Origin of the sequence: Nonomuraea cavernae (assembly GCF_040655715.1) — a bacterium.
In the GTDB taxonomy this organism is placed as follows: Bacteria; Actinomycetota; Actinomycetes; order Streptosporangiales; family Streptosporangiaceae; genus Nonomuraea; species Nonomuraea cavernae_A.
This window is the reverse complement of record NZ_JBFAKL010000014.1, coordinates 1-22,750: the sequence shown is the minus strand read 5'-3', so window position 1 is coordinate 22,750 and position 22,750 is coordinate 1. Positions and strand designations below refer to the sequence as shown.

At 70.4% G+C, this 22,750-nt stretch carries 18 protein-coding genes and 1 pseudogene; 10 read left to right on the top strand and 9 right to left on the bottom strand.

The features are described from left to right. Positions 1-33: 33 nt before the first annotated feature. Entirely contained in the window at positions 34-423 is a 390-nt protein-coding gene (locus AB0I38_RS21150; protein ID WP_358470391.1) for an AMP-binding protein, read from the top strand. A 16-nt stretch (positions 424-439) separates the two neighbouring features. Beyond that, positions 440-1,192 carry an alpha/beta hydrolase gene (locus AB0I38_RS21145; RefSeq protein WP_358470388.1) on the top strand — a complete coding sequence of 251 codons (753 nt, stop codon included), beginning with the start codon at positions 440-442 and terminating at the stop codon, positions 1,190-1,192. Between the two features lie 253 nt (positions 1,193-1,445). Here AB0I38_RS21145 and AB0I38_RS21140 read toward each other — a convergent pair whose 3' ends face one another. Together AB0I38_RS21140 and AB0I38_RS21135 are read right to left on the bottom strand one after the other, a co-directional pair. After that, positions 1,446-2,879 carry an aldehyde dehydrogenase gene (locus tag AB0I38_RS21140; protein ID WP_358470385.1) on the bottom strand — a complete coding sequence of 478 codons (1,434 nt, stop codon included), beginning with the start codon at positions 2,877-2,879 and terminating at the stop codon, positions 1,446-1,448. Between the two features lie 134 nt (positions 2,880-3,013). After that, entirely contained in the window at positions 3,014-6,016 is a 3,003-nt protein-coding gene (locus tag AB0I38_RS21135; protein ID WP_358470382.1) for a M14 family metallopeptidase, read from the bottom strand. Positions 6,017-6,235: 219 nt separating this feature from the next. On the opposite strand from AB0I38_RS21135, the gene AB0I38_RS21130 reads away from it, so the two are divergent. Then, entirely contained in the window at positions 6,236-7,132 is an 897-nt protein-coding gene (locus AB0I38_RS21130; protein WP_358470379.1) for a hypothetical protein, read from the top strand. Between the two features lie 7 nt (positions 7,133-7,139). Here AB0I38_RS21130 and AB0I38_RS21125 read toward each other — a convergent pair whose 3' ends face one another. Together AB0I38_RS21125 and AB0I38_RS21120 are read right to left on the bottom strand one after the other, a co-directional pair. Then, entirely contained in the window at positions 7,140-8,675 is a 1,536-nt protein-coding gene (locus tag AB0I38_RS21125; protein WP_358470376.1) for an FAD-dependent oxidoreductase, read from the bottom strand. Between the two features lie 33 nt (positions 8,676-8,708). Further along, positions 8,709-10,022: a GH1 family beta-glucosidase gene (locus AB0I38_RS21120; protein WP_358470373.1), complete on the bottom strand. Its 1,314-nt coding sequence runs from the start codon at positions 10,020-10,022 to the stop codon at positions 8,709-8,711. Between the two features lie 94 nt (positions 10,023-10,116). Here AB0I38_RS21120 and AB0I38_RS21115 point away from each other — a divergent pair, with 94 nt between their 5' ends. Further along, positions 10,117-10,755 carry a TetR family transcriptional regulator gene (locus AB0I38_RS21115; RefSeq protein WP_358470370.1) on the top strand — a complete coding sequence of 213 codons (639 nt, stop codon included), beginning with the start codon at positions 10,117-10,119 and terminating at the stop codon, positions 10,753-10,755. A gap of 19 nt (positions 10,756-10,774) precedes the next feature. Here the strand turns inward: AB0I38_RS21115 and AB0I38_RS21110 are convergent, their stop codons facing one another. Further along, on the bottom strand, positions 10,775-11,698 hold the full coding sequence (locus tag AB0I38_RS21110; protein WP_358470367.1) for an aldo/keto reductase: 924 nt from the start codon (positions 11,696-11,698) through the stop codon (positions 10,775-10,777). 127 nt (positions 11,699-11,825) lie between these two features. Here AB0I38_RS21110 and AB0I38_RS21105 point away from each other — a divergent pair, with 127 nt between their 5' ends. Together AB0I38_RS21105 and AB0I38_RS21100 are read left to right on the top strand one after the other, a co-directional pair. Next, complete coding sequence (locus AB0I38_RS21105; RefSeq protein WP_358470364.1) at positions 11,826-12,185, top strand: MerR family transcriptional regulator; 360 nt, start codon at positions 11,826-11,828, stop codon at positions 12,183-12,185. Between the two features lie 60 nt (positions 12,186-12,245). After that, positions 12,246-13,700, top strand: coding sequence for a penicillin-binding transpeptidase domain-containing protein (locus AB0I38_RS21100; RefSeq protein ID WP_358470362.1), 1,455 nt, complete (start codon positions 12,246-12,248; stop codon positions 13,698-13,700). Between the two features lie 32 nt (positions 13,701-13,732). Here AB0I38_RS21100 and AB0I38_RS21095 read toward each other — a convergent pair whose 3' ends face one another. Together AB0I38_RS21095 and AB0I38_RS21090 are read right to left on the bottom strand one after the other, a co-directional pair. Further along, positions 13,733-14,587 (bottom strand): NmrA/HSCARG family protein, encoded by an 855-nt coding sequence (locus tag AB0I38_RS21095; protein ID WP_358470359.1) that lies wholly within the window; start codon positions 14,585-14,587, stop codon positions 13,733-13,735. 51 nt (positions 14,588-14,638) lie between these two features. Continuing rightward, a complete protein-coding gene (locus AB0I38_RS21090; RefSeq protein ID WP_358470356.1) occupies positions 14,639-15,901 on the bottom strand; it encodes an MFS transporter in 1,263 nt (420 codons plus the stop codon). Positions 15,902-15,980: 79 nt separating this feature from the next. On the opposite strand from AB0I38_RS21090, the gene AB0I38_RS21085 reads away from it, so the two are divergent. Continuing rightward, a complete protein-coding gene (locus tag AB0I38_RS21085) occupies positions 15,981-16,868 on the top strand; it encodes a LysR family transcriptional regulator (RefSeq protein WP_358470353.1) in 888 nt (295 codons plus the stop codon). Positions 16,869-17,052: 184 nt separating this feature from the next. After that, entirely contained in the window at positions 17,053-17,547 is a 495-nt protein-coding gene (locus AB0I38_RS21080) for a GtrA family protein (protein ID WP_358470350.1), read from the top strand. Here the strand turns inward: AB0I38_RS21080 and AB0I38_RS21075 are convergent. Further along, a complete protein-coding gene (locus AB0I38_RS21075) occupies positions 17,538-19,400 on the bottom strand; it encodes an ABC transporter ATP-binding protein (protein ID WP_358470347.1) in 1,863 nt (620 codons plus the stop codon). The genes AB0I38_RS21080 and AB0I38_RS21075 overlap by 10 nt on opposite strands. A gap of 596 nt (positions 19,401-19,996) precedes the next feature. Here AB0I38_RS21075 and AB0I38_RS21070 point away from each other — a divergent pair. Next, a complete protein-coding gene (locus AB0I38_RS21070; protein ID WP_358470344.1) occupies positions 19,997-21,286 on the top strand; it encodes an ABC transporter substrate-binding protein in 1,290 nt (429 codons plus the stop codon). 58 nt (positions 21,287-21,344) lie between these two features. Continuing rightward, on the top strand, positions 21,345-22,226 hold the full coding sequence (locus tag AB0I38_RS21065; RefSeq protein WP_358470341.1) for a carbohydrate ABC transporter permease: 882 nt from the start codon (positions 21,345-21,347) through the stop codon (positions 22,224-22,226). 34 nt (positions 22,227-22,260) lie between these two features. On the opposite strand, the pseudogene AB0I38_RS21060 reads toward AB0I38_RS21065, so the two are convergent. Next, a pseudogene (locus tag AB0I38_RS21060) lies at positions 22,261-22,658 on the bottom strand (RNA-guided endonuclease InsQ/TnpB family protein); the annotation flags it as partial. Between the last annotated feature and the right edge of the window lie 92 nt (positions 22,659-22,750).

The window sequence follows — 22,750 nt, the reverse complement described above, 5'->3', positions numbered from 1 at the left end:
ACGCCCGAGATGCCCCTCCCTACCGTGGTCGGCATGGATGAGCGCATCGTCATGGTGGACTCGGCGACGGGTCTCCAGCTCACCGAGGGGGAGTTGGACGAGTGGTCGGCGGCCGCGACCGTCCAGCTGCGCCGCAGGGGAGTGCGCCTGGGCGACTCGGTGCTCATCTGCCTGCCCGTCGGGCCCCACCTGCTGGTGGCGACCGCCGCGGTGATCGCCGTCGGCGCGGTCGCCTGGCCGGTGCCCGCCGAGCTCGACGCCTGCGACCTGCGCCGGCGCATCCTGGCCAGCCACGCGCGGGTGATGATCTCCGATCTGCCCCAGGCGCTCGACGCGGCCGACGGCTCGCGGGTGCGGACCGTGGTGAGCGTGGCTGACCTGCGCGTTCTGGCCCCCTCCTGGCGCGATCCGGACCGGCGGTGACTCTACGCTTGAGGTCATGCCGCTCGCGCCACACTTCCCGGTCATGCTCAGGACCGACGACGGCGTCCGGATCGACGCCGCGCACACCCCGTCGGCCCGGCCCGGCCTCGGCATCGTGGTCGCGCACGGGTTCACCGGCTCGTGGCGGGTGGGCGCGGCCCGCCGCATCGTCCACCTGCTCAGCGGCCACGGCGGCGTGATCGCGTTCGACTTTCGCGGCCACGGCCGCTCGGGCGGCGAGACCACGGTCGGCGACCTGGAGATCCTCGACCTGGCCGCGGCCGTGCGCCACGCGCGAGTGATCGGCTACTCCCGGATCGCGGTGGTGGGCTTCTCGATGGGCGCGGCGGTGGCCGTGCGCCACGCGGCGCTGCTGGGCGGCGTCGACGCGGTCGTGGCGGTCAGCGGCCCGGCCCGCTGGTACTACCGCGGCACCCGGCCGATGCGGCAGGTCCACTGGGCCATCGAGCAGCCGATCGGGCGGTGGGCGGCCCGGATGGCCAAGCGCACCCGGATCGCGCGGGGCGCCTGGGACCCGATCCCGATGCCGCCCCACGAGGCCGCCGGGCTGGTCTCACCCACACCGCTGCTGATCGTGCACGGCGACGCCGACACGTTCTTCCCGCTGGAGCACGCGTGGCAGCTCTACGCGGGAGCGCGCGAGCCCAAGGAGCTCTGGATCGAGCCCGGGTTCGGCCACGCGGAGACGGCGGCGACCCCCGAACTGGTCCGTCGCATCGGAAAGTGGATCGACTCGAACTTTTCCTGAGTAATACACGTCTACCTAGGGCGGATGGAACGAAACCGCAGGGAGAAAGTCCTTGGGGCAGGAAACCGCTACAGGCGGCGGACTGGGACATACTTCTTGTAGCTGGACGGTCGCCCACCGTGGTGCACGTCCAGTGGGCCGCTGAGGGGTCAGCGGGGTATTCACCTAGCGTTGCGGGGGCGCGCTGGGTGTCTGTCTCGCACGCGAGCAGGGCTCCGGCACACCGAAGTGCCGGAGCCCTGCGAACGCGCCGTCAGCCCAGGCGGGCGATGGTCTTGTACTCCAGGTAGCCGCTGAGCCCCTCCGGGCCGAGCTCGCGCCCGATGCCGCTGGCCTTGTAGCCGCCGAAGGGCGTGTTGGCCTCCAGCATGTAGCAGTTGACCCCGTACGTGCCGGTGCGCACCTGCCTGGCCACGTCCATGCCGTGCTCGGTGTCGGCCGTCCAGACGGTGCCGGCCAGGCCGTAGTCGCTGTCGTTGGCGATGCGTACGGCGTCGGCCTCGTCCTCGTAGGGGATCACGGCCAGCACCGGGCCGAAGATCTCCTCCCGGGCGATCCGCATGTCGTTGGTCACCCCGGCGAACACGGTCGGGGCGACGTACCAGCCGCGGTCGTAGGGCCGGTCGAGTCCGCCGACGACGACCTTGGCGCCCTCGTCCATGCCGGCCTTGATGTAGCCCTCGACGCGTTCCTGCTGCCGCTTGGCGACCAGCGGGCCGATGCCGGTGCCCGGGTCGGCGGGGTCGCCGACGGGCTGCGAGGTCACCATGTTCGCGACCGCCTCGACGACCTCGTCGTAGCGGTTGCGCGAGGCCAGGATGCGGGTCTGCGCGACGCAGGCCTGGCCGTTGTTCATCAGCGAGGCGATGGCCAGCATGCCCATGCTGGAGGGGAGGTCGGCGTCGTCGAGGACGATGGCGGCCGACTTGCCGCCGAGCTCCAGGCTGACCCGCTTGAGCTGCTCGCCGCAGATGGCGGCGATGCGGCGGCCGGCGGCGGTCGAGCCGGTGAAGGCCACCTTGTCCACGCCCGCGTGCGACACCAGGTGCTCGCCCGCCTCGCGACCGGCGGGCACGATGTTGAGCACGCCGGCCGGGATCCCGGCCTCCAGCACCATCTCGGCCAGCAGGTAGGCGTCGAGCGGGGTCTCGGGGGCGGGCTTGAGCACGATCGTGCAGCCGGCCAGCAGGGCAGGCGCGATCTTGGTCATCGAGACGAACTGCGGGACGTTCCACGGCACCACGGCCGCCACCACGCCCACCGGCTCGCGCCGCACGGTCACCGGCCCGAACAGGCCGGGCCGCTGCTCCTCCTGCTCGAACGTCGCGCCGTACTCGGCGTAGAACTGCAGCATGCTGAGCGGCTGCGGTGCCTGCGCGAGGTTGGAGAAGGTGATCGGCGAGCCCATCTCCTCGGTGATCAGCGCGGCCATCTCGCCCTGCCGGGCCTCGTAGATCGCGGCCAGCCGGCCGATCACCGTGGCCCGCTCGGCGAACGTCATGCGGGGCCAGGGACCGTGGTCGAAGGCCTCGCGGGCGGCGGCGACCGCGCGCTCCATGTCCTCCGCCGTGCCGTCGGGCACCCGGCCGACGACCTCCTCTGTCTGGGGGGAGATGACGTCGATGGTGCCGGTGCCCGCCGGTGCCACCCATTCGCCTCCGATGAACAGCGTGTCGTGCTGGCGCATGATGTGAGCCTCCTGCAGACCGAATGCTTGCTTGTTTGTGCACAGCCTCAAGGTGACCGAACCATGTTCTGTCCGCACACGCAAGAGGGGCACGGCAGGTGCGCCGTGCCCCTCCCGCTCACACTCGCCTCAGATCAGCGGCGATCTCCGAGCAGATGCCGCATCGACCGCTTGACCAGGTCGGTGCGCATCGCCTGCGTGGTCAGGCTCTCCGCGCCGAAGCCGAGGTAGACGGTGTCCTTGGTGGTGACGCCGCCGCCCTCCTCGAACACCTGGTCGGTGCGGAACCAGTTGTTGATCGAGGGCGAGGTGCCCTCCGGCGGGTCGCCGACCGTCCAGCCGCCCAGGTCGGCCTCGAACGACGTCGACTCGCTCGCCGCGCCGTCCAGGGTGACCGCGAAGTCGTCGAGGAAGACGCCCGCGCCCTGGGTGGCCCAGTCGCTGATGTACGAGATCGACAGCTCGACCTGCTTGCCCGCGTACGGGGTCAGGTCGATCTTCCACTGCTGCCAGCCCGCGGAGTTGCCGCTGGCCGCGTTCCACGAGCCCGAGGTGCCGGTCGGCGAGCAGTCGGCGCCCTGGTAGCGCTGGGTGAAGGGGTGGATCGTGCGCCAGCCCGAGCCGCCGCTCGGCGGTGCGCAGCTGCTGCCGGTGGACTGCGTGGTGTGGCCGTTGGCGTCGGGCAGCGTGGTCCAGTCGTCGCCGCCGGCGGTGCGGGCCTCCACGGTCAGGAAGTCCCAGTCGGCCTCGGTGTCGAACGACGTCCAGAACGACAGGTCGCCCGAGGTCTTGCCGGTGAGGTCGATGGTCTTGGTCAGCCGCTTCCACGAGACGTCGGCGATGCCGCTGTAGACGTCCCAGGAGCCGGTGTGCGGGTCGAACGGGCCGCCCGGCCGTACCCACTTGATCGGGGCGGAACTGGCGAACAGCGGGAACCGGTCGGCCGGCAGGATCGCCGAGGTCGCCACGAACGAGTTCGTGTGGCTCGGCTCCAGCGTGGCGTTGAACCCGTCGAAGCGGCCGCCCACGCCCTTCAGCGCGAACGGCCGGCCCGTGTCGTGGTCGGTGCCCGCGTCGTCGAAGAAGACGTAGGCGCCCAGGTAGTACTGCTGGAAGTCGTTGAACACCGGGATGCACGGCGGGTCGTTCGGCGTCGCGCACTCCGGCTGGGCCGGCTGGTCGGGCTGGTAGTAGTAGGCGCCGTTGTTGTTGGCCGCGAACGACGGATACTTGCCCGCGTGCAGCAGCTTGCCGCCCTCGTTCAGGTAGTCGCGGACGGCCAGTTCGGTGTCGACCCCGGCCTTGGACGTGGTGCCGGGCACCTGGCCCACGCTGCGCGGGATGATGTCGTCGCCGGTCTCCCAGACGACGGCCTTGTAGTGGCTGAGCACGCCGAGCGGATGCGGCGCCTTGCGGCCCATCTTGTCCAGGTCGTAGACGTCGGAGCTGTAGCCGGCCTCGTCGAGCGCCTTGGCGTAGTCGTCGGCGTACTTCGCCTCGGTCACGCCCTGCGCGGGGCTGATGCCGGTGACGTCCTCGGCGGCGAGCACCAGCACCTTGCCGCCGATGTCGCCGGCCACCTTGTAGGTGAAGTCGGCGCTCTTCTTGCCGGGCGAGGTGAACCAGACCTTCACACTGTCACCCGGCTTGGCGCCGGTGATCTTGCCGCGCATCCAGTGGTAGTAGCGGTCGTAGCCGTCGCCGTAGCGCTCGCCGCCCTTCCACTCTCTGGTCAGGGCCGTCTTGGTACGGCCGCCGTTGACCTGGTAGTTGAGCGCGACGGGGCCGAGCCTGCGCTTGGCGTTGACCTGGACCACCTGGTCGCGGCCGTGGCTCACCTCGAAGGGGTCGATCACGAAGTCGGGCGTCTTGTTGCCCAGGTGGCTCACCGGCTCGACCGGGTTGACCGCGGACTTCGCGACGTCGAGGGCGAACGGGAGGTTCTTCTCGAACTCCGCCTGCACCAGCGCCTCGTCGTCGGGGAAGACGAACCCGCAGCCGTCGCAGCCCTCGTTGAGCTCCGGGGTCCAGGACAGCGTGCCGTAATGGCGGTGCGCATGGTCGTTGGTGTCGCCGTTGGTCGTGTAGAGCTCGGCGCCGAGGTCGGGGTCGAAACCGGGGACGGCAGGGTTGGCGTCGTTGCCGGTCAGCGCCTCGTAGATCGGGTTGTCGGCCGTCTCGGTGGCGATCTGGAAGCCGATCGGGTAGAGCAGCAGCGGGCCGAAGGAGTGGTAGTTGAGCTGCATCTCGAACCCGACGCGCTTCAGCAGCCCGTCCATGGCCTTGGTCTCCGGCTCGCTGGCCGGCCCGGTGCCCCGGTAGGTCTCGCTGCTCGGGATCGAGGAGGAGCCCTCCTCGTCGTAGTGGAAGTTCGAGGGGTAGTTGCGGTTGGGGTCGACGCCGTCACCGCTGGTGATCCGGCCGTCGCCGTTGACGTCGCGCAGGTTCTTGCGCCACAGGCGGTTGCCCTCGGTGAAGGTGAAGTCGTAGCCGTCGGGGTTGGCCACCGGCACGAACCACAGCTCGGTCTTGTTCAGCAGGTCGCGCAGCGCGGACTTGTTGGCCACCACGTACTTCAGCAGCCGCATGTCCATCTCGGCGGCGATCCACTCGCGGGCGTGCTGCGTCGCCGAGTAGAGCGTCGAGGGCTTGATGCCGTCGGGGAGCGTCCTGGCCAGCGTGCTGACCTTGACGGCGAGGATGTCCTGCCCCTTCAGCGTCTTGCCGATGGACTGGATCTTGACGATGTCCTTGTTGGCGTTGGCGATGGCTCTGAGCTGGTCGGCGATGCCGCCGGGCTCGGAGTAGGACTTCCAGACCGTGTAGCCGCCCGCGGCCTGCGTCCTCGCGGCCTCCAACTGGGTCTGGCCCTGCGGGTTGCGCACGGGTTCGGGCTTGTGGCCGAGCTTGCGCAGGCCGTCGAGGTCGGCCTGGGCGGCGGTCAGCTCGATGTGTTCCTGGCTGCCCTTGTTCTCCTGCTGGACGATGTCGAAGCCCTTCTCCCGCAGGATCTGCCCGGTGCCGGGAGGGCTGTCCAGCTGGTAGAGCTCGATCCGGTCGCCGGGTGGAAGCGGGTCCACCTCGGCGTGGGCTTGGACGGCGACCAGACAGGTGCCGAGGCCGAGAACGACGGCCATGACTGAGGACGATAAACGAGACACGGTCTGCCCCTTCGCAGAGAGTTCGTCGCCATCTCAAACCGACTCGACGATCCCGGCAAGGCCCAAAACTTATCGTGCTCTTATTTCCGACAAAGTAGGCATGCATCACCTAAGGCACATGGGTTCCATCGTTCGGATGACAGAAATAAAGATCATCTTCTATAGTTTCGGTCCGTCTATGAGGGGAGGACGGGCGTGAGACTCGGTCGCTGGGCCGCACTCGCCGCCGTCCTCGCCGGGCTGCTCGCACTCCCTCCCGCGCGGCCGGCCTCGGCCGATCCCAGCCCGGCCGAGCTGCGCAAGCTGACCAAACAGGCGGCGCAGCTCAACGACCTCTACCGGGGCCAGATCCAGAGCCTTGAGGAGATCAGGATCCAGGCCGGCAAGGCCACCCAGACCTCCGGCGCCCTGCAGGCACGGCTCGACCGAGCCAGGGCCGACGTCGCCGACATCGCCCGCAACGCCTACATCGTGGGCCCGCTCGACGGCACCCAGCTGTTCGGCCTCGGCGTCGAGCCGCACCAGGCGCTCGGCCAGGCGGCCAACATGGCCTACATCGCCAACGAGCGCGCCAGCCAGGTCCAGCGCATCGAGAAGCTCATCGAAGACTCCAAGAACGCCAAGCTCGCCGCCAACGACAAGATCAACAAGCTGCGTAAAGAGATCAAGGTCATGCAGGGCAAGCGCCGCGAGATGGAGCGGCTGCTCGCCAAGTACGGCTTCCAGCAGCCCGGCGGCTCCAGCGGGCTGACCCAGCGCATGGTCTCGGTGCGCGCCGAGGTCATGCAGAACTTCCCGATGCCCTACGGCGTGGGCTGCCTGCGCTCCGGCGACCCCGGCGAGCACGGCAAGGGACGCGCCTGTGACTTCATGATGTCGAGCGGCGGCCGGGTGGCCACCGGCGCCGACGGTGACCGGGGCGACGCGCTGGCCCAGTACCTCATCCAGAACGGGTCGCGGCTCGGTGTGATGTACATCATCTGGAAGCAGCGCTACTACGACATCCGGTCCGGCGGCGGCTGGGATCCCATGTCCGACCGTGGCGGGGCCACCGCCAACCACTACGACCACGTGCACGTGTCGGTGTTCTAGCGCGGGGTCAGCGCGGCTTCTGGCGTGGGCTCCCGCCCCGTCCGGCGAGGTCGCGGCCGACGAGGCGGCCGAAGGCCATCGCCGGGGTGAGGCACATGCCCGAGCAGAACGCGTTGCCGTTGACGGCCGCCGAGCCGATGACCTCGCCGACGGCGTACAGGCCGGGAATGATCCGCCCGTCGGCGCGGCGCACCCGCGACCGCGTGTCCACGTCGAGCCCGGCGAACGTGATCAGCGTGACCGGATGGTTCTCGATCGCGTAGTAGGGCGGCTCGGCGATCGGCGCGGGCAGGTGGGCGCGCCCGAAGTCGGGGTCCCGGCCGGCCGCCACGAAGCCGTTGTAGCCGGCCACCGTCTCCAGCAGGCCCTCCCGGTCGATGCCGGCCAGCTCGGCGAGCTCGCCCAGGTCGCCCGCCCGGTGCACGCCGCGCCGCCGGCCGCACCGCTCGGCCAGCTCGGCCGCGCTCCACCCGTGCACCATCGGGGACGACTCACGCAGCGCCCGCTCGTCGAACACCATCCAGAACGTCATCCGCTCGATCGTGGTCAACGCCCGTTCCTTGCGGTCGATGCTCGGCTCGTCCTCGGCGATCCACCGCCTGCCGCGCGGGTCGACGTAGATCTCCCACGGCGGCCGCTCGACGGCCACCAGCTGGGGCCGGTGCGTCCAGTCGACCCGGGGATCGTCGCCCTCCGGGGGCAGTCCGCCGAACGTCGGGATGTACATGCCGGTGCCCTGCACGGCCGCGCCGGCGCGCCGGCCCATCAGCAGGCCGTCGCCGGTGGACGTCGGCGCCGCCGACGTGGTCAGCGGTGCTCCCTCCAGCTCGGCGAACAGCTCCGGCGCGAAGCCGAAGCCGCCGGTGGCCAGCACCACCGCCTCGGCCCGCCACCGGTTCCCGTCCTCGGCCACCACCCCGCTCACCCGGCCGTCGCCGTGCTGGGCGCCGGTGGCCGGGCCGGTTTCGGCCCGCGCGCCGCCCATCGGCGGCGCGGTCAGCAGGTCGGTGATCCGGACTCCGCACCGCAGGTCGATCCGGCCAGCCGCCTGGTGGGCCGCCAGCAGCGGACGCAGCACGGCCAGGATCGCCGGTCCACCCGGCACGGCGGAGGCGTGCACCGTGCGGGGGGTGAGGTACGGCTCGTGCCCGTGCACGATCCGGGGAGTCGCCGGGTCGATCGCGAACCCGGCCGCCAGCAGCCACTCCAGCACGGCCGGCTGCTCGGCGAGTGACACCCGGGTCAGGTCCTCGCGCGCGGTGCCCCGGCTGATGCGCCGGATGTCGGCGAGGTGCCGCTCCGGATCGTCCTCGATGCCGCGTTCGTGCTGGGCCGAGAACCCGCCGGCGGACAGGTGCCCACCGGAGAAGTGCAGCGCGCCTCCCACGTCGCCGGCCTTCTCCAGCAGCAGCACACGGGCGCCGGCGTCGGCGGCGGCGATGGCGCAGGCGAGCCCGCCGGGGCCCGCCCCCACGACGATCACGTCCCACGTGGCGGTCGGCTCGGGCTCTCGTACGTCATCCGCGGACCATGTCGCTGCCATGAGGGAAACAGTGTTTCCCGACATGCGGTGGCGTCAAGAGGGCGGCCGGGCCTCGCCGCCGGCCAGGCGGCGCCTGAGCCAGTGGTAGGACGCCTTGGGGGTGCGGCGCTGGGTGGCGAAGTCGACGTGGACGAGGCCGAAGCGCTGGTGGTAGCCCTCGGCCCACTCGAAGTTGTCCAGCAGCGACCACACGAAGTAGCCGCGCACGTCGACGCCCTCCTGCCGGGCGCGCCCGACCGCGTCGATGTGGCCGTCGAGGTAGGCGATGCGCGCCTGGTCGTCGACGCCGGCCGGGGTGAGCTCGTCCGGCTGGGAGCAGCCGTTCTCGGTGACGTAGACGGGCGGGAGGGCGGCGCCGTACCTCTCGCGCAGACCCGTCAGGAGCTCGCGCAGGCCGTCGGGGACCACGGGCCAGCCGAAGGCGGTGGTGGGGTAGCCGGTGACGCCGACGTCCGAGAAGGGGAGACCGTCGCCCGTGGGAGCGGCGATCCGGGTGGGGTTGTAGTAGTTGATGCCCAGGCCGTCCAGCGGGGCCGAGATCGTGGCCAGGTCGCCGTCGCGGACCTCCACCTCGGTCCCGTACGCCGACAGGTCGGGATACGAACCCAGCAGGATCGGATCGTTGAACAGCCGGTTGTGCAGGGCGTCGTAGGCGACCGCGGCGGCCAGGTCCTCCTCCGAGCCGGACGCGGGCCAGACGGGGGTGCAGTTGTTGGTGATCAGCACCTGCCCGGCGCCCGCCGCTCGCAGCGCCCGTACGGCCAGGCCGTGCCCGAGCAGCTGGTGGTGCGCGACGGGAAGGGCGTCGAGCAGCAGGGCCCGGCCCGGGGCGTGGGCGCCCATGCCGTAGCCGAAGGCCATGTGCACGAACGGCTCGTTCAGCGTGATCCACATCGGGACGCGGTCGGCCAGCCGTTCGGCGACGAGGCCGGCGTACTCGGCGAAACGCTCGGCGGTGTCGCGCTCCAGCCAGCCGCCGCGGTCCTCCAGCGCCTGTGGCAGGTCCCAGTGGAACAGGGTCGGCACGGGCGTGATGCCCGCCGCGAGCAGCCCGTCGACCAGCCGCTCGTAGAAGCCGAGGCCGGCCGGGTTGGCCGGGCCCGCGCCTTCCGGCTGGATCCGGGGCCAGGCGATCGAGAAGCGGTAGGCGTTGACCCCGAGGTCCGTCATGAGCCCGAGGTCCTCGCGCCAGCGGTGGTAGTGGTCGCAGGCCACGTCGCCGGTGTGCCCGTCGCGGACGCGGCCCGGCTCGTGCGCGAACGTGTCCCAGATGGAGACGCCCCTGCCGTCCTCGGCGACGGCTCCCTCGATCTGATAGGCGGCCGTGGCCGTACCCCAGAGAAACATCCGCGGCTCCTCAAGTTATGCGAGTGCAGCTCATGTTAATCGTCCCAGGGGAAGTCGGAGCCTGCCCCGGCGGGAAATAGGCAAGGATGGGGACATGACCAGTGCCTTGCGCCGCCGTCCAGCCCAGCGCCGCAGCGTGGAGCGGGTGGAGCGGATGCTCGACGAGTGCGCGCGCCTGCTGGACGAGATCGGTTACGAGGCGCTGACCACCAAGGAGGTCGCGAGCCGGGCCGGGGTGCCGATCGGCACGTTCTACCAGTTCTTCCCCGACAAACAGGGCCTGGTCCGGGCGCTGGCCGTCCGCAACCTCGACGCGTTCCTGAGCCGGGTGAGCGAGCGGATCGCCGGGGCCCACCTGGAGCACTGGACCGACCTGGTGGACCTGGCGATCGACGAGTTCGTCGCGATGAAGCGCACCACGCCGGGGTTCGCGGTGGTCGACTTCGGCGAGGTCCTGGCCCGGCCGGGAGGTCCGCCCCTGGAGGGCACCCGCCGGATGCTGGACCGGGCCCAGGACAACAACGTCGTCGTGGCCGAGCGCCTGCGGGTGCTCGCCGTCGGCCTGCTCGACGCGCCTCCCGGCGACGGGTTCGACCGGGCGCTACTGGTGGCGGTCGAGGCCGCCGACGCGGTGCTGAAGGTGGCCTTCCGCACCCATCCCGACGGCGACCCGCTCATGATCGCCGAGTGCAAGCTGCTGGTCCGCCGCTACCTCGCCGAACACCTCCCATAGCCGCGGCTCCCCCGGAGGGTCAGCGCGGGGCGTCGAGCCGTGCGCGGAGGTCGTCGTCGAGCTTGACGTCCGCCGCGCCGATGGCCTCGTCGAGCTGGGCCATCGTGGAGACGCCGACGATCGGGACGTACCCGTCGGCCATGAGCCAGGCCAGCACCACCTGGTTGGGCGTGACGCCCAGCTCCGACGACACCTCACGCAGCACGGCGAGCCGCCGGGCAGTGCCCGGGTGGTCGTAGATCTCCGGGATCGGCCGGTCGGGCCGCGTGTAGGCGCCCGACATCAGCGTGTTGTACGCCCACAGCGTCAGGTCGGGCTCGGTGCGGACGTAGTCCAGCATGTCGTCCGTGGCGAGCACATGGCCCGACTCCACCAGCCTGGTCAGCGGGCGGGGACGCAGATAGGTGTGGCGGAGCTGTACGTACGTGTACGGCAGCCGGCCGCGCGAGGCCGACAGGTTGCGGGCCCGGTCGAGCCGCCAGGCGGGCAGGTTGCTGGCGCCCGCGCTGCGGATCCGGCCCTGCCGGGCGAGCGCGTCGAAGGCGTCCAGCGTTTCCTCCAGTGGCACCGAACGGTCCTCGATGTGCGCCCAATACACATCGATGTAGTCCGTCCGTAACCTGCGCAGGCTGCCCTCGGCGGCCTTGGCGACGACCGGGGCGGACAGACCCTCCGCCGAGTCCAGGGTGTTGTCGCCGGGGATCGTCGGGCGGGCGCCGACCTTGGTGCTCAGGAAGATCTCGTCGCGGTTGCCGCGGGCGGCCAGCCAGGCGCCGACGGTCACCTCGCTCTCGTCGCCGGAGCAGCCCTCGACCCAGAACGGGTAGTTGTTCGCAGTGTCGATCATGGTGCCGCCCGCCTCGGCGAAGCGGTCCAGGAGGGCGAAGGAGTCCTCCTCGCCGACGGTCGTGCCGAACGGGATCGTGCCCAGTGCGATGTTCATGGCACGACTGTGGAAGCTGGAGTGCACTCCATGTCAAGCGCTCAACAAGCGCCTGCGTAAGAGCATTTTTCGGGACGAACGATCTCGCGTTGACCTGGAGTGCACTCCAGGTGCGATGCTCTGGGGCGTGAGCGTCTACACACCTGCCGAAGTGGTCGAGGAGACCGGCTTCACTCTCGACACCCTGCGCTACTACGAGAAGATCGGCCTGCTGGAGCCCGTCGGCCGCAACGCGGCCGGGCAGCGCCGGTTCAGCGAGGAGGACGTTGGCTGGCTCGGGACGATCCGGTGCCTGCGCGACACCGGCATGCCGATCGCCGAGATGCTCCGCTTCGCCGAACTGGTCCGCGCGGGCGACCACACGATCGAGGACCGGATCAAGCTGCTGGAGGAGCACGACCACCGGGTCGTGGGGCAGATCGCCAACCTCACCGAGCGGCAGCGCTACCTCCACAACAAGATCTCCTACTACCGGAGCATTCTGTAGCCCTGGCTTGGCGGGCCGCCTGTTAGACCATGATCCATGGCCGGGCCAAGGGCGAGACGGATGAACATCCCGCTGGGACGGGTCTCCCTGGTCTGCGGAGCGCTGCTGTTCTCGCTGCTGGCGAACATCACCTACCTGCAGACGCTCGGCGCGCGGAACCTCGACGCCGACCCGCGTGACCAGCGTGCGCTCCTCGCCAGGTTCGCGCACCCGCGCGGCGACATCCTCACCTACGACGGCCGGACCATCGTCAGGAGCCGGCCGAGCAGGCGCGGCCCGTACGAGTACCGGCGCGTCTACACCAGCGGCGAGATGTACGCCCCCGTCACCGGCCACGTCTCCCTGCACCAGGCGACCGGCATCGAGCAGGCCGAGAACGGCGTGCTGTCCGGGGACGACCCGAAGGTGCGGATGCGCAGGCTGGTCAACGACGGCGACGCGGGCGGGGCCGACGTCAGGCTCACGATCAGGGAACGCGTCCAGTGGGCCGCCTACCAGGGCCTCAGGTCGGTGGGCCGGCCCGGCGCCGCGGTGGCCGTCGATCCGGCGACCGGCGCGATCCTGGCCCTGGCCAGCTACCCGTCATACGACCCCAACGCCTACTCCACGCGCAACGCGGACAAGCTGGCCGGGGAGGACCTCCGGTTGAGCCGCGACCCGAACCGGCCGCTGCTCAACCGGGCCCTGGAGCGGAGCTACCCGCCGGGCTCGGCCTTCGCCGTGGTCACCGCGGCCGCCGCGCTCGCCTCCGGCGAATACACGCCCGTGTCCCGCGTCGTCGCCCCCGGCCGGCTGCCGCTCCCCGGCGGCTCGCGCCACCTGTCCAACCCCGGCGGCCGGCCCTGCGGCGACGGCACGGTCACGCTCACCCGCGCCTTCCGGAGCTCGTGCGACACCGCGTTCGCCGGGCTCGGCCTCCACCTCGGCCAGGACGTCCTGCGCGCCCAGGCGGAGGCGTTCGGCTTCGGCGCCGACGACCTCGCCGTCCCCTTGCGGGTCGTGCCCAGCACCTTCCCCGCCGGCCTGGACCGGGCCGAGACCGCGCTGGCGGCCGTCGGCCGGCATCTCGGCCGGGCCACGCCGCTGATGGTCGCCATGCTGTCGGCCGCCGTGGCCAACGACGGCGTCCTGATGCGCCCGTACCTGGTGCAGGACGTGCGCCTGCCGGACGGCTCGATCATCAACCGCGCCGACGCCTCGCCCTACCGGGTCACGCTGGCCGCGCCCCTCGCCCGGCGGCTGGCGGCGATGATGGCCGCCGTCACCCGGCCGGGGGCCGCCGGCGAGGCGGTCGCCATCCCCGGGGTCGAGGTGGCCGCCGGGATCGCGCCGGCGGCCTTCCCTGGCGTCGCGCCGGCCGCCGCCGGGCCGCTCCGGGGCCAAGCCGTCCTCACGGCCTTCGCCCCCGCGGGCGCCCCCGAGGTGGCCGTGGGCGTCGTCCTCGAACGGACGCCTCCCGGCGACCCGTCCGCCGCCCCGATCGCCCGCGCCATCCTCCAGGCCGCCCTGTCCTGATCGGCCGTTCGCTCAGGCCGATCTCCGATCTCCTACCGGTTCTCGCTCAGCCACGCCTCCAGGGTCAGCAACTCCGGGTACCGCTCGCGGAGCGCGGCGATATCGGCCTGGTATCCCTTCACGTTGAACCAGTCGAACATGTTCGCCACCTCCTCCGCCTCGGCCCGCAGGTCCTCGATCGGCTGCCGCTCGAAGCGAGTCGGAATGCCGTCGGCCTTGGTGAACACCTCGCCGATCTGCCGCACGGTCAGCTCGTCGCCGGCGATCTCGATCTTCTTGCCGATGAACTCGGCCGGCTTGCCGAACGCGTCCGCGGCGATCCGGCCGATGTCGGCCAGCGCGATCATCTGCAGCGAGGTGTCCGCGTCCAGCGCGATCGAACCGACCCGCTCGCCGTTCTCCGCCTCCGGCACCATGTACAGCCAGTTCTCCATGAAGAACACTGGCCGCAGCACGGTCGCGGGCACGCCGATGGCATCGATGTGCGCCTCGATCTCCGTCTTGGTCTCGAAGTGCGCGACGCCGGACTTGCGCCCGGCGGCGCCAACGGAGCTGTAGACCAGGTGCGCCACGCCCGCGGCTACGGCCGCGTCGGCGACGTTCCTGCCCTGCCGCACCTCGACCGCGGGGTGTGGGTCGGCCAAGTCGGCGGGCTGCACGCTGAAGACGCCGTGCGCGCCCTGCGCCGCCGCGCGCAGCGACTCCGGGTCGTCGAGGTCGCCGGTGACCAGTTCCGCGCCGAGCGCCTTGAGCTCCATGGCTCCCTGCTTGCCCGGGCCGCGGACGAGGGCGCGCACCGCCCAGCCGTCGTCGAGCAGCCTGCGGGCAACGGCGCCGCCCTGGCCACCGGTCGCGCCCGTGACCAGGATGGTTTTCTTGTTCGACACTGCTAGATCCCTTCGATGAGGTGACGGTTGACATGGGTGGCAGCGGACAGGTCACGCGGAGCGAGCCGGATGACGCCTCTCTCGGACAGCTCGCCGTTCCAGCACCCACAGCACGAACATCCCGCAGGCCAGCACGCCTCCCAGGACGCTCACTGCCGTCCAGCCGCCACGGACCCACGCCACCGCGGCCAGCGCCGAGCCTGCGGCGCCGCCGGCGAAGAAGGCCGTCATCAACGCGGAGTTGAGCCGATTGCGGATGTCCGGGCTCAGTGCGTAGATGACGTGCTGGTTGCTGTTGAGCACCGCCTGGTGCGCCAGGTTCAGGACGATCACCCCGCCGAGGAGCCACCAGAGCGCGCTCTCGCCCATGCCGATCAGCAGCCAGCTGGCGGCGAGCACGGCGCTGCCGATCCCCGTGACCCGTTGCACGTGGCCGCGGTCGGCCAGCCGGCCGGCCACCGTCGTTGCCACCGTGCCGACCGCACCCACCAGTCCGAGCAGTCCGATGGCCCCCTCGGACCAGCCGTACTCCGGGCCGGCGAGCAGGAAGGTCACGGCCGTCCACAGCACGTTGAACGATGCGAGCGAGAGGGCGGCGATGCCGGCCCGCCATCGCAACACGGGCTCGTGGCGGAACAGCGCGATCGTTGAGCGCAACAGCGCCGGGTACGACAGCCCGATCGGGGTGTGCAGGGGCGGTAGGAAGCGCCACAGCAGCACGGTCACCCCGGCGATGAGGATCGCGCTCACCCAGTAGACGGTCCGCCAGCCGCCGAGTTCGGCGAGCCCTCCCGCGACCGTACGGGACAACAACGCGCCCAGCATCAGCCCGCTCATCACCGTGCCGATCACTCGGCCGCGCTGCGCCGGTGCCGCGAGCGTGGCGGCGTACGGCACCACGACCTGGGCCGCCACCGAGGTCAACGCGGTGAGCACGGTTCCGGTCAGCAGCAGTGCTCCATTGGGCGCGGTCGCCGAGACCAGCAGGAACACCGCGGTGGCGGCGTACAGCATGACAGCAAGCCTGCGGCGTTCCACCAGGTCGCCGAGCGGCACGAGCAGGATCAGACCCAGTCCGTAACCGACCTGCGCGGCCGTCACGATCAGTCCGGCCATCGTGGTGCTGAGCCGTAGTTCCCGGCCGAGCAGGTCCAGCAGTGGCTGGGCGAAGTAGTTGTTCGCCACCGAGAGCCCCGTCGCCGCGGACATCAGGAGCAGCAGCCCGCGGCTCAGCGGCGCGCGACCGTCTGGCGTCTCGGTGGCCTGATGCCGCGTCGTAACGCGTGGAGTGCCTGATCCGGCTGCGTTCGTCATGTCCCCAGCCTTGGGCACCAGGGATCAATGAGTCCAATGCATGTTTTTCACGTCAACGATCGTGATTCATGATGGATTCGTGGAGCTACAGCAGATGCGCTATGTGGTCGCCGTGGCGGAGACGGCGAACTTCACCCGTGCCGCCGAACGTTGCCGAGTCGTCCAATCCGCACTGAGCCACCAGATCGCCCGGTTGGAACGAGAACTGGGTGCCCGGCTCTTCGACCGCACCAGCCGCCGGGTCAGGCTGACCCCCGCCGGTGAAGCGTTCCTGCCCGCTGCCCGGCAGGCTCTCGACGCCGCCGAACGGGCGCGCGCTGAGGTGGCGGCGGCCTCCGGGGAGCTTCGCGGCCAGCTCGCCATCGGCACCATCCCGACCGTCACGGCGGTCGACCTGCCGAGCGCGCTGAAGAGCTTTCACGTGCGCCATCCGCGGGTGCGGATCACGCTGCGCGTGGGGGCGAGCGACGAGCTGGCCGAACAGGTACGGCAGGGCACGCTGGACATCGCGTTCCTCGGGTTGCCGCCGGACGTACAGCCGAAGGGTGTCCGGGGGCGCGCCCTGGCGCGGGGTGAGCTGGTCGCGGTGGTGGCGCCCGGCCACCCGCTGGCCGACATGGCCGACGTGGATCTGCGCCGGCTGTCGAGCGAGGTGTTCGTGGACTTTCCCGCCGGCACGGCCGCGCGCGCTCAGTCGGACGAGGCGTTCGCCGCTGCGGGTGTCAGCCGTGAGGTCGCCTTCGAGATAACGAACGCGGATCTCCTGGCGCGGCTGGTCCGGCTGGGTCTGGGCATCGGCATGATGCCCGCCGCCTTCGCCCCCGAACTCCGTGATGTGCGCGTCGTCGAGCTCCGTGATCCCCCCACCCGGGTGGAGCATCTGATCTGGAGCCGCCAGCGCCCCTCACCGGCCGCCGCCGCGTTCCTGGATGCCCTGGACAACCCGGCAGCGCTCACGGTCACCTGAGTTTGCTCGGTCTGTGCCCACGACCGGCCGGAATCGCGGAACCCGCGGCGCGTGCAGGGGCCGGGTTTCGGTGAGCGGCGGTTCCTGCCCGGTTCCAGCCGGACTCCGTGAATCTGGTCGCCAGGGTGTTCGACTGGTGAAAAGATCGGGGGTGCTCCGAATAGCGAACGCAGTAGTCGCGAGATTGCCGGAACCGCTGCAGGCGCTTGTGCTGAAGCACCGCGAACTGCTGAAGTTCGCGGTGGTGGGTGGAACAGCGTTCTTAGTGGACAACGCGGTGTTCTATGGGCTGAAGTTGACCATTTTGGAGCCGAAGCCGGTGACCGCGAAGATCATCGCGGTGCTCGTGGCGACGATCGTGTCCTACGTGTTGAACCGCGAATGGTCGTTCCGGACCAGGGGCGGCCGTGAGCGCCGTCACGAGGCGGCGCTGTTCTTCCTGGTCAGTGGCGTCGGTCTCGTGCTCAGCTCCGCCCCGCTATGGATCTCCCGGTACGTGTTTCGTCTGGAGACCCCGGATGTGAGCCTGGTGACCCAGGAGATCGCCGACTTCATGAGCGCGCAGATCATCGGCACGCTGATCGCCATGGTCTTCCGCTTCTGGGCGTTCCGGAAGTGGGTCTTCCCCGACGAGCTCCTGCGCCCCACGGATCCCGCAGGCGCGAGCGGTCAGCGGTAGGCCGACGCCTGCAGGGTGTAGAGCTCGGTGTAGAGGCCGCCGAGCGCCATGAGCGACTCGTGGTCGCCCTCCTCGGTGACGAGCCCGTGGTCGAGTACGTAGATGCGGTCGGCGTAGCGGACGCTGGCCAGGCGGTGGGTGATCAGCAGCACCGTCCGCCCGTCGGAGTGGCCGCGGATCCGCTCGAACAGTGCGTGCTCGGCTCGCGCGTCGAGGGAGGCGGTCGGCTCGTCGCAGATGAGCAGGTCGGCCTCCCGGTGGAAGCCGCGGGCCACGGCGATGCGCTGCCACTGGCCCCCCGACAGCTCGTGCCCGTCCTTGAAACGCCGGTCGAGCAGTGTGCGGTAGCCGTGGGGGAGCTCGGCGATGACCTCGTCGGCCCCGGCCACCGCGGCGGCCGCGTGCAGGGCGGCCTCGCCCTTGTCGGTGCCCATGGTGATGTTGTAGCGGGCGTTGAGCGGCCAGCGCGTGTGGTCCTGGGCGATGACCCCGGTGCGCCGGCGGACCGTCTCGGGATCGACCTCGCGCAGGTCGACGTCGTCCCAGGTGACCCGCCCGGAGCCGGGCTCGTACAGGCCTGACAGGATCTTGGCCAGGGTGGTCTTGCCCGAGCCGTTCTCGCCGACGAAGGCGACGACCTCGCCGCGCTTGATCTCGACCGAGACGCCGCGCAGCGCGGGGGTGTCGGAGCCGGGGTAGGTGAAGACGGCGTCCTCGACGCTGATCCGCTCGAAGCGTTCCGGCGGCCGTCCGGGACGTGACACGGCCAGGCGGCCCTCGGCCTGGTCGCAGAACTCGACGAAGTCGGTGAAGTAGAGGCCCTCCTCGTAGAGGCGGTTGGTGGCGTACAGGAGGTTGGCCAGCGAGGACTGGCCCGACCTGATGGCGAGCACGGCCGTGCCGGCCACGGCGAGCGGGATCGCGCCGACCGCGAGCAGGACGCCGAGTGCCACGTAGACGAGGGCGCTGCCGAGCCCGCCGAGCGCCTCGCCGACGATCCTGGCGATCGTCTGCCGCTTGGCCAGCCGGAGCAGCACCTCCTGCTCCGCCCGCGCCACCGCGTCGTACATCCGCAGCAGGAAACCGCGCATGGTGAACGAGCGGACCTCGGCGGCCGGGCTGCGGTTGGCGAGTAACTCCGCGATGATCCACTTGTGCCGGTGGGCCGGGATGAGCGAGTAGAGCGTGGAGTAGCGCATCCGGGCGGCGCGCACGGTGGCCCACGCGTCGGGCAGCACGGCGAGCAGGAGCAGCGGCAGCAGCACCGGGTGCAGCACACCGAGCACCCCGGCCACCGCCGCGATGCCGATCGCGGCCGTGACCACGTCGACGGCCAGCGCCACCACGGAGTCCGCGGTGGCCACGCCGCGCATCCGGGCCCGCTGGAGCGCGTCGTGGAACTCCGGGTCGTCGTAGGCGACCAGGTCGACCCGGCTGGTCAGGCCGTAGAGGCGCTCCTCGGCCAGGCGGGTGATCTGGGGGTCGAGCCGCTGCTGCGCCCAGCCCGCGCCCGCCTGCACCACGGTGCGTAACGCCGCCGCCGCGCCCACCATGATCAGGCTGGGCAACGCCGCGCGCACCCGCTCGGGCGTCGGCCCCTCCTCGAAGAGCGCGGTCAGCACGCCGGTGGTGGCGAGCAGCCCGAACGCGGTGAAGACGCCGCCCAGCAGGCTGAGCACGACCGTCGCCAGCGTGTCGCGCGGGCTGGCCCGCCAGGCCATGCCCATCGCCTGGCGGACGAGGGAGGGCAGCCGTCTGGCGATGGTCAGGAAACCCGCCTCGGCCATCTGGTCGGTGTGGATGTGCCATTCGGACAGGGAGATCTCACCGAGTTCGAGGGGTTCGTCGGCCATACCGTTGGTTGTGCCCGGTGGAGCCGGCACTTCCTCCTCGACATGCGGTCCGGGCATCGGCGCGGGGTGGCCGCTGATCCGGACGTGCCCTACACATCGGGGCGGCGCGCGACTACATCGTCGAATGGCCATCTCAGCGCATGCGCGGCCCCGGCCCGCGCGCCTAGCGTTTCTGCCTGCGGGCCGGCCACGGCGCGACGCGTACCTGGCTCCTCCTGCCTGGAGCTTTCTGCGCACGACGCGTCGTGGCCGGTCCGCCAGGGGCGTCACGCGTTCCAGAGGCCGGGTCTCCTCGGAGGGGTGGGGGCCGGGCTCCGGGCGCGTGACAGCGGGCTCGGGCCGCGCAGGGTCCGAGCCCGCCCTTCCCGGACACGCGATCTTCCCCGCTCCGTCCGGCGCGTGCACATCGCCGTACATACCTCGGCACCTGCGACGACTTCCACTTGACCGGGTCGAGCGCCCGGTTGGGTATGCGGACCTGTTACCGCACATGCCTTGACGCCCGTGAGCACGAAATGGCTTGATTGCCCTACTGACAACGTTGTCAACACTCTTCGTTGTCAACTCACCTCGGGGTATCGAAGGGATGGAGTGCGATGCGACGAAGGTGGATGGCGGCCGTCGCGATCACCATGGCGAGCGTGCTGAGCCTGTCGGCCTGTGGTGGCGACCAGGCGGCAGATCCGGCCACGGGTGGTGGTGACGCGGCGAAGCAGGTCGAGGTGTTCTCCTGGTGGACCGGGCCGGGAGAGGCCGACGGGCTGCAGGCGATGAAGCAGATCTTCGAGAAGCAGAACCCCTCGTTCACGTTCTTCGACGCGGCGGTGGCCGGCGGTTCGGGCGACAAGGCCAAGGCGTTGCTGCAGTCGAAGCTCCAGGCCGACACCCCGCCTGACACCTTCCAGGGGCACGCGGGCGCGGAGTTGCAGGGCTACATCAAGGCCGGTGACCTGGAGGAGCTCAACTCCCTCTACGACGAGCTCAAGCTCCAGGACGTCTTCCCGAGCCAGCTGATCGACCAGATCAGCGTCGACGGCAAGATCTACTCGGTGCCGGTCAACATCCACCGCTCCAACGTCCTGTGGTTCAACCCCACGGTCCTCAAGGAGGCCGGGGTCGCCGGAGCGCCCAAGACGATCGAGGAGTTCACCGCCGCGCTGCAGAAGGTCAAGGCCAAGGGCAAGGTCCCGCTCTCCATCGGCTCCGAGTGGACCGTCACCCACCTGCTGGAGAGCGTCCTGCTCGGCTCGCTCGGCACCGACGCCTACAACGCGCTGTTCAAGCCGGGCGCCGACTGGAACAGCGCCGAGGTGACCAAGGCGCTGGAGAGCTTCAAGACGATCATGTCGTACGCGGGCGACCCGCAGGACGACTGGCAGCCCGCCGCCAAGCAGGTGGCCGACGGCGAGGCCGCGTTCAACATCATGGGTGACTGGGCCTACGGCTACTTCCACAACCCGCCGGAGGGCGGCCTGGGCAAGACGTCGAAGACCGACTTCGACTGGGCGCCCGCTCCCGGCACCGAGGGCACCTACCTGTGGCTGTCCGACAGCTTCACCCTGCCCAAGGGCGCGCAGAACCGTGATGGGGCCCTCGCCTGGCTCAAGGTCGCGGCCAGCAAGGAGGGCCAGGACGCCTTCAACCCGAAGAAGGGCTCCATCCCGGCCCGCAAGGACGCCGACCAGGCGCTCTACACCGACTACCTGGCCGACGCGCTGAAGGACTGGTCGGGCGACAAGCTGGCCGGCTCGATCCAGCACGGCGTCTCGGTGAACCAGCCGTGGCTGGCCTCGATCAACGAGGCGGTCGGCCTGTTCCTCGGCACCAAGGACGTCGCCGCCCTGCAGAAGGCCCTGGCCGACGCCGCCACGGCCAACGCCCAGTAACCCACGTGACGGCAGGCGTCCACCGGGGCGCCTGCCGTACTTCTTGGAGGGAGTGGCTGTGAGGCGGGCACGCACCTGGCTGCCGGGACTGCTCCTGGTGACGCCCTCGATCGTGGCGATCGGGGTGTTCGTGTACGGCATGCTGGGCTGGAACTTCCGGCTGGCCATGACCGACGAGCACGACGAGGTGACCGAGGGGACGTTCGTCGGGCTCGACAACTTCGTCAGCCTCTGGGACCAGCCCCGGTGGCACATCTCGGTCGACCACGCGATCGTCTTCACGATCGTGTTCGTGCTGGGCGCGCTGGTGCTCGGCTGGCTGCTGGCCTTCCTGATGGAGAAGGGGATCAGGGGCGAGGGCACGTTCCGGGCGATCTACCTGTTCCCGATGGCCATCTCGTTCGTCGCCACCGGCATCGTGTGGCGGTGGCTGATGAACTCCGGCATGGACGAGCGGGCGGTCGGGCTCAACCGGCTGTTCGACGCGATCGGGTTGCCGCAGTGGCAGTGGTTCCGGGATCCGGACTGGGGGATGGCCGCGATGGCGCTCCCGGCCGTGTGGCAGATGTCCGGATATGTCATGGCTTTGTTCTTGGCGGGCTTCCGGGGCGTCCCCGAGGAACTGCGCGAGGCCGCCCGGGTCGACGGATGCACCGAGTGGGGCGTCTACCGGCACGTCGTGCTGCCACTGCTGCGCCCGGTGACGCTCTCGGCGCTGATCATCCTCGGGCACATCTCGCTGAAGGTGTTCGACCTGATCGTGGCGGTGTCCGGCAAGCAGATCATCACCGACGTGCCGGCGGTGTTCATGTGGGTCGCGGTCTTCGACTCCCATGATCCGGCCAAGGGCGCCACCATCGCCTCGTACATCGTGCTGAGCGTAGCGATCTTCGTGATCCCCTACCTCGTCTGGTCCGTACGCAAGGAGAGGCGCTCTTGACCTCATCCCTCTCGTGAACGAGGGGGATTCCCACGGTCGCCCGTGAGGCTTCCTGTTTCACCGCCGGTCGCCCGTCAGGAAGGAGGACTTCCCTTGAGGTCTTACATCGGCTCCACAGGCGTTTCAGCTCTCCACCAGCCCGGCGGCGAGGATATTGGTGGCCGCGTTGACGTCCCGGTCATGCTGTGCGCCGCAGGCGCATACCCAGGTCCGTACGTGGAGCGGCATCGTGGCGGTGACGGTGCCGCACGCCGAGCACAGCTTGGAGGACGGAAACCAGCGATCTACCACCACGAGCCGCCGCCCGTACCAGCGGCTCTTGTACTCAAGCATGCCCCGCAGCTCCCGCCAGGAGGCGTCGGAGATGGCGCGGGCCAGGCTGCGGTTGCGGATCATGTTGCGGACGGTCAGGTCTTCCACGGCGATCGCTTGGATGCCCCTATGTTCGTCAAGTGGTCAGGCTGGGGCAGGGGGATGATCGGCTGTCGCTTTTTTGATGATGGAGTAGACCTCGCGGGCGACGT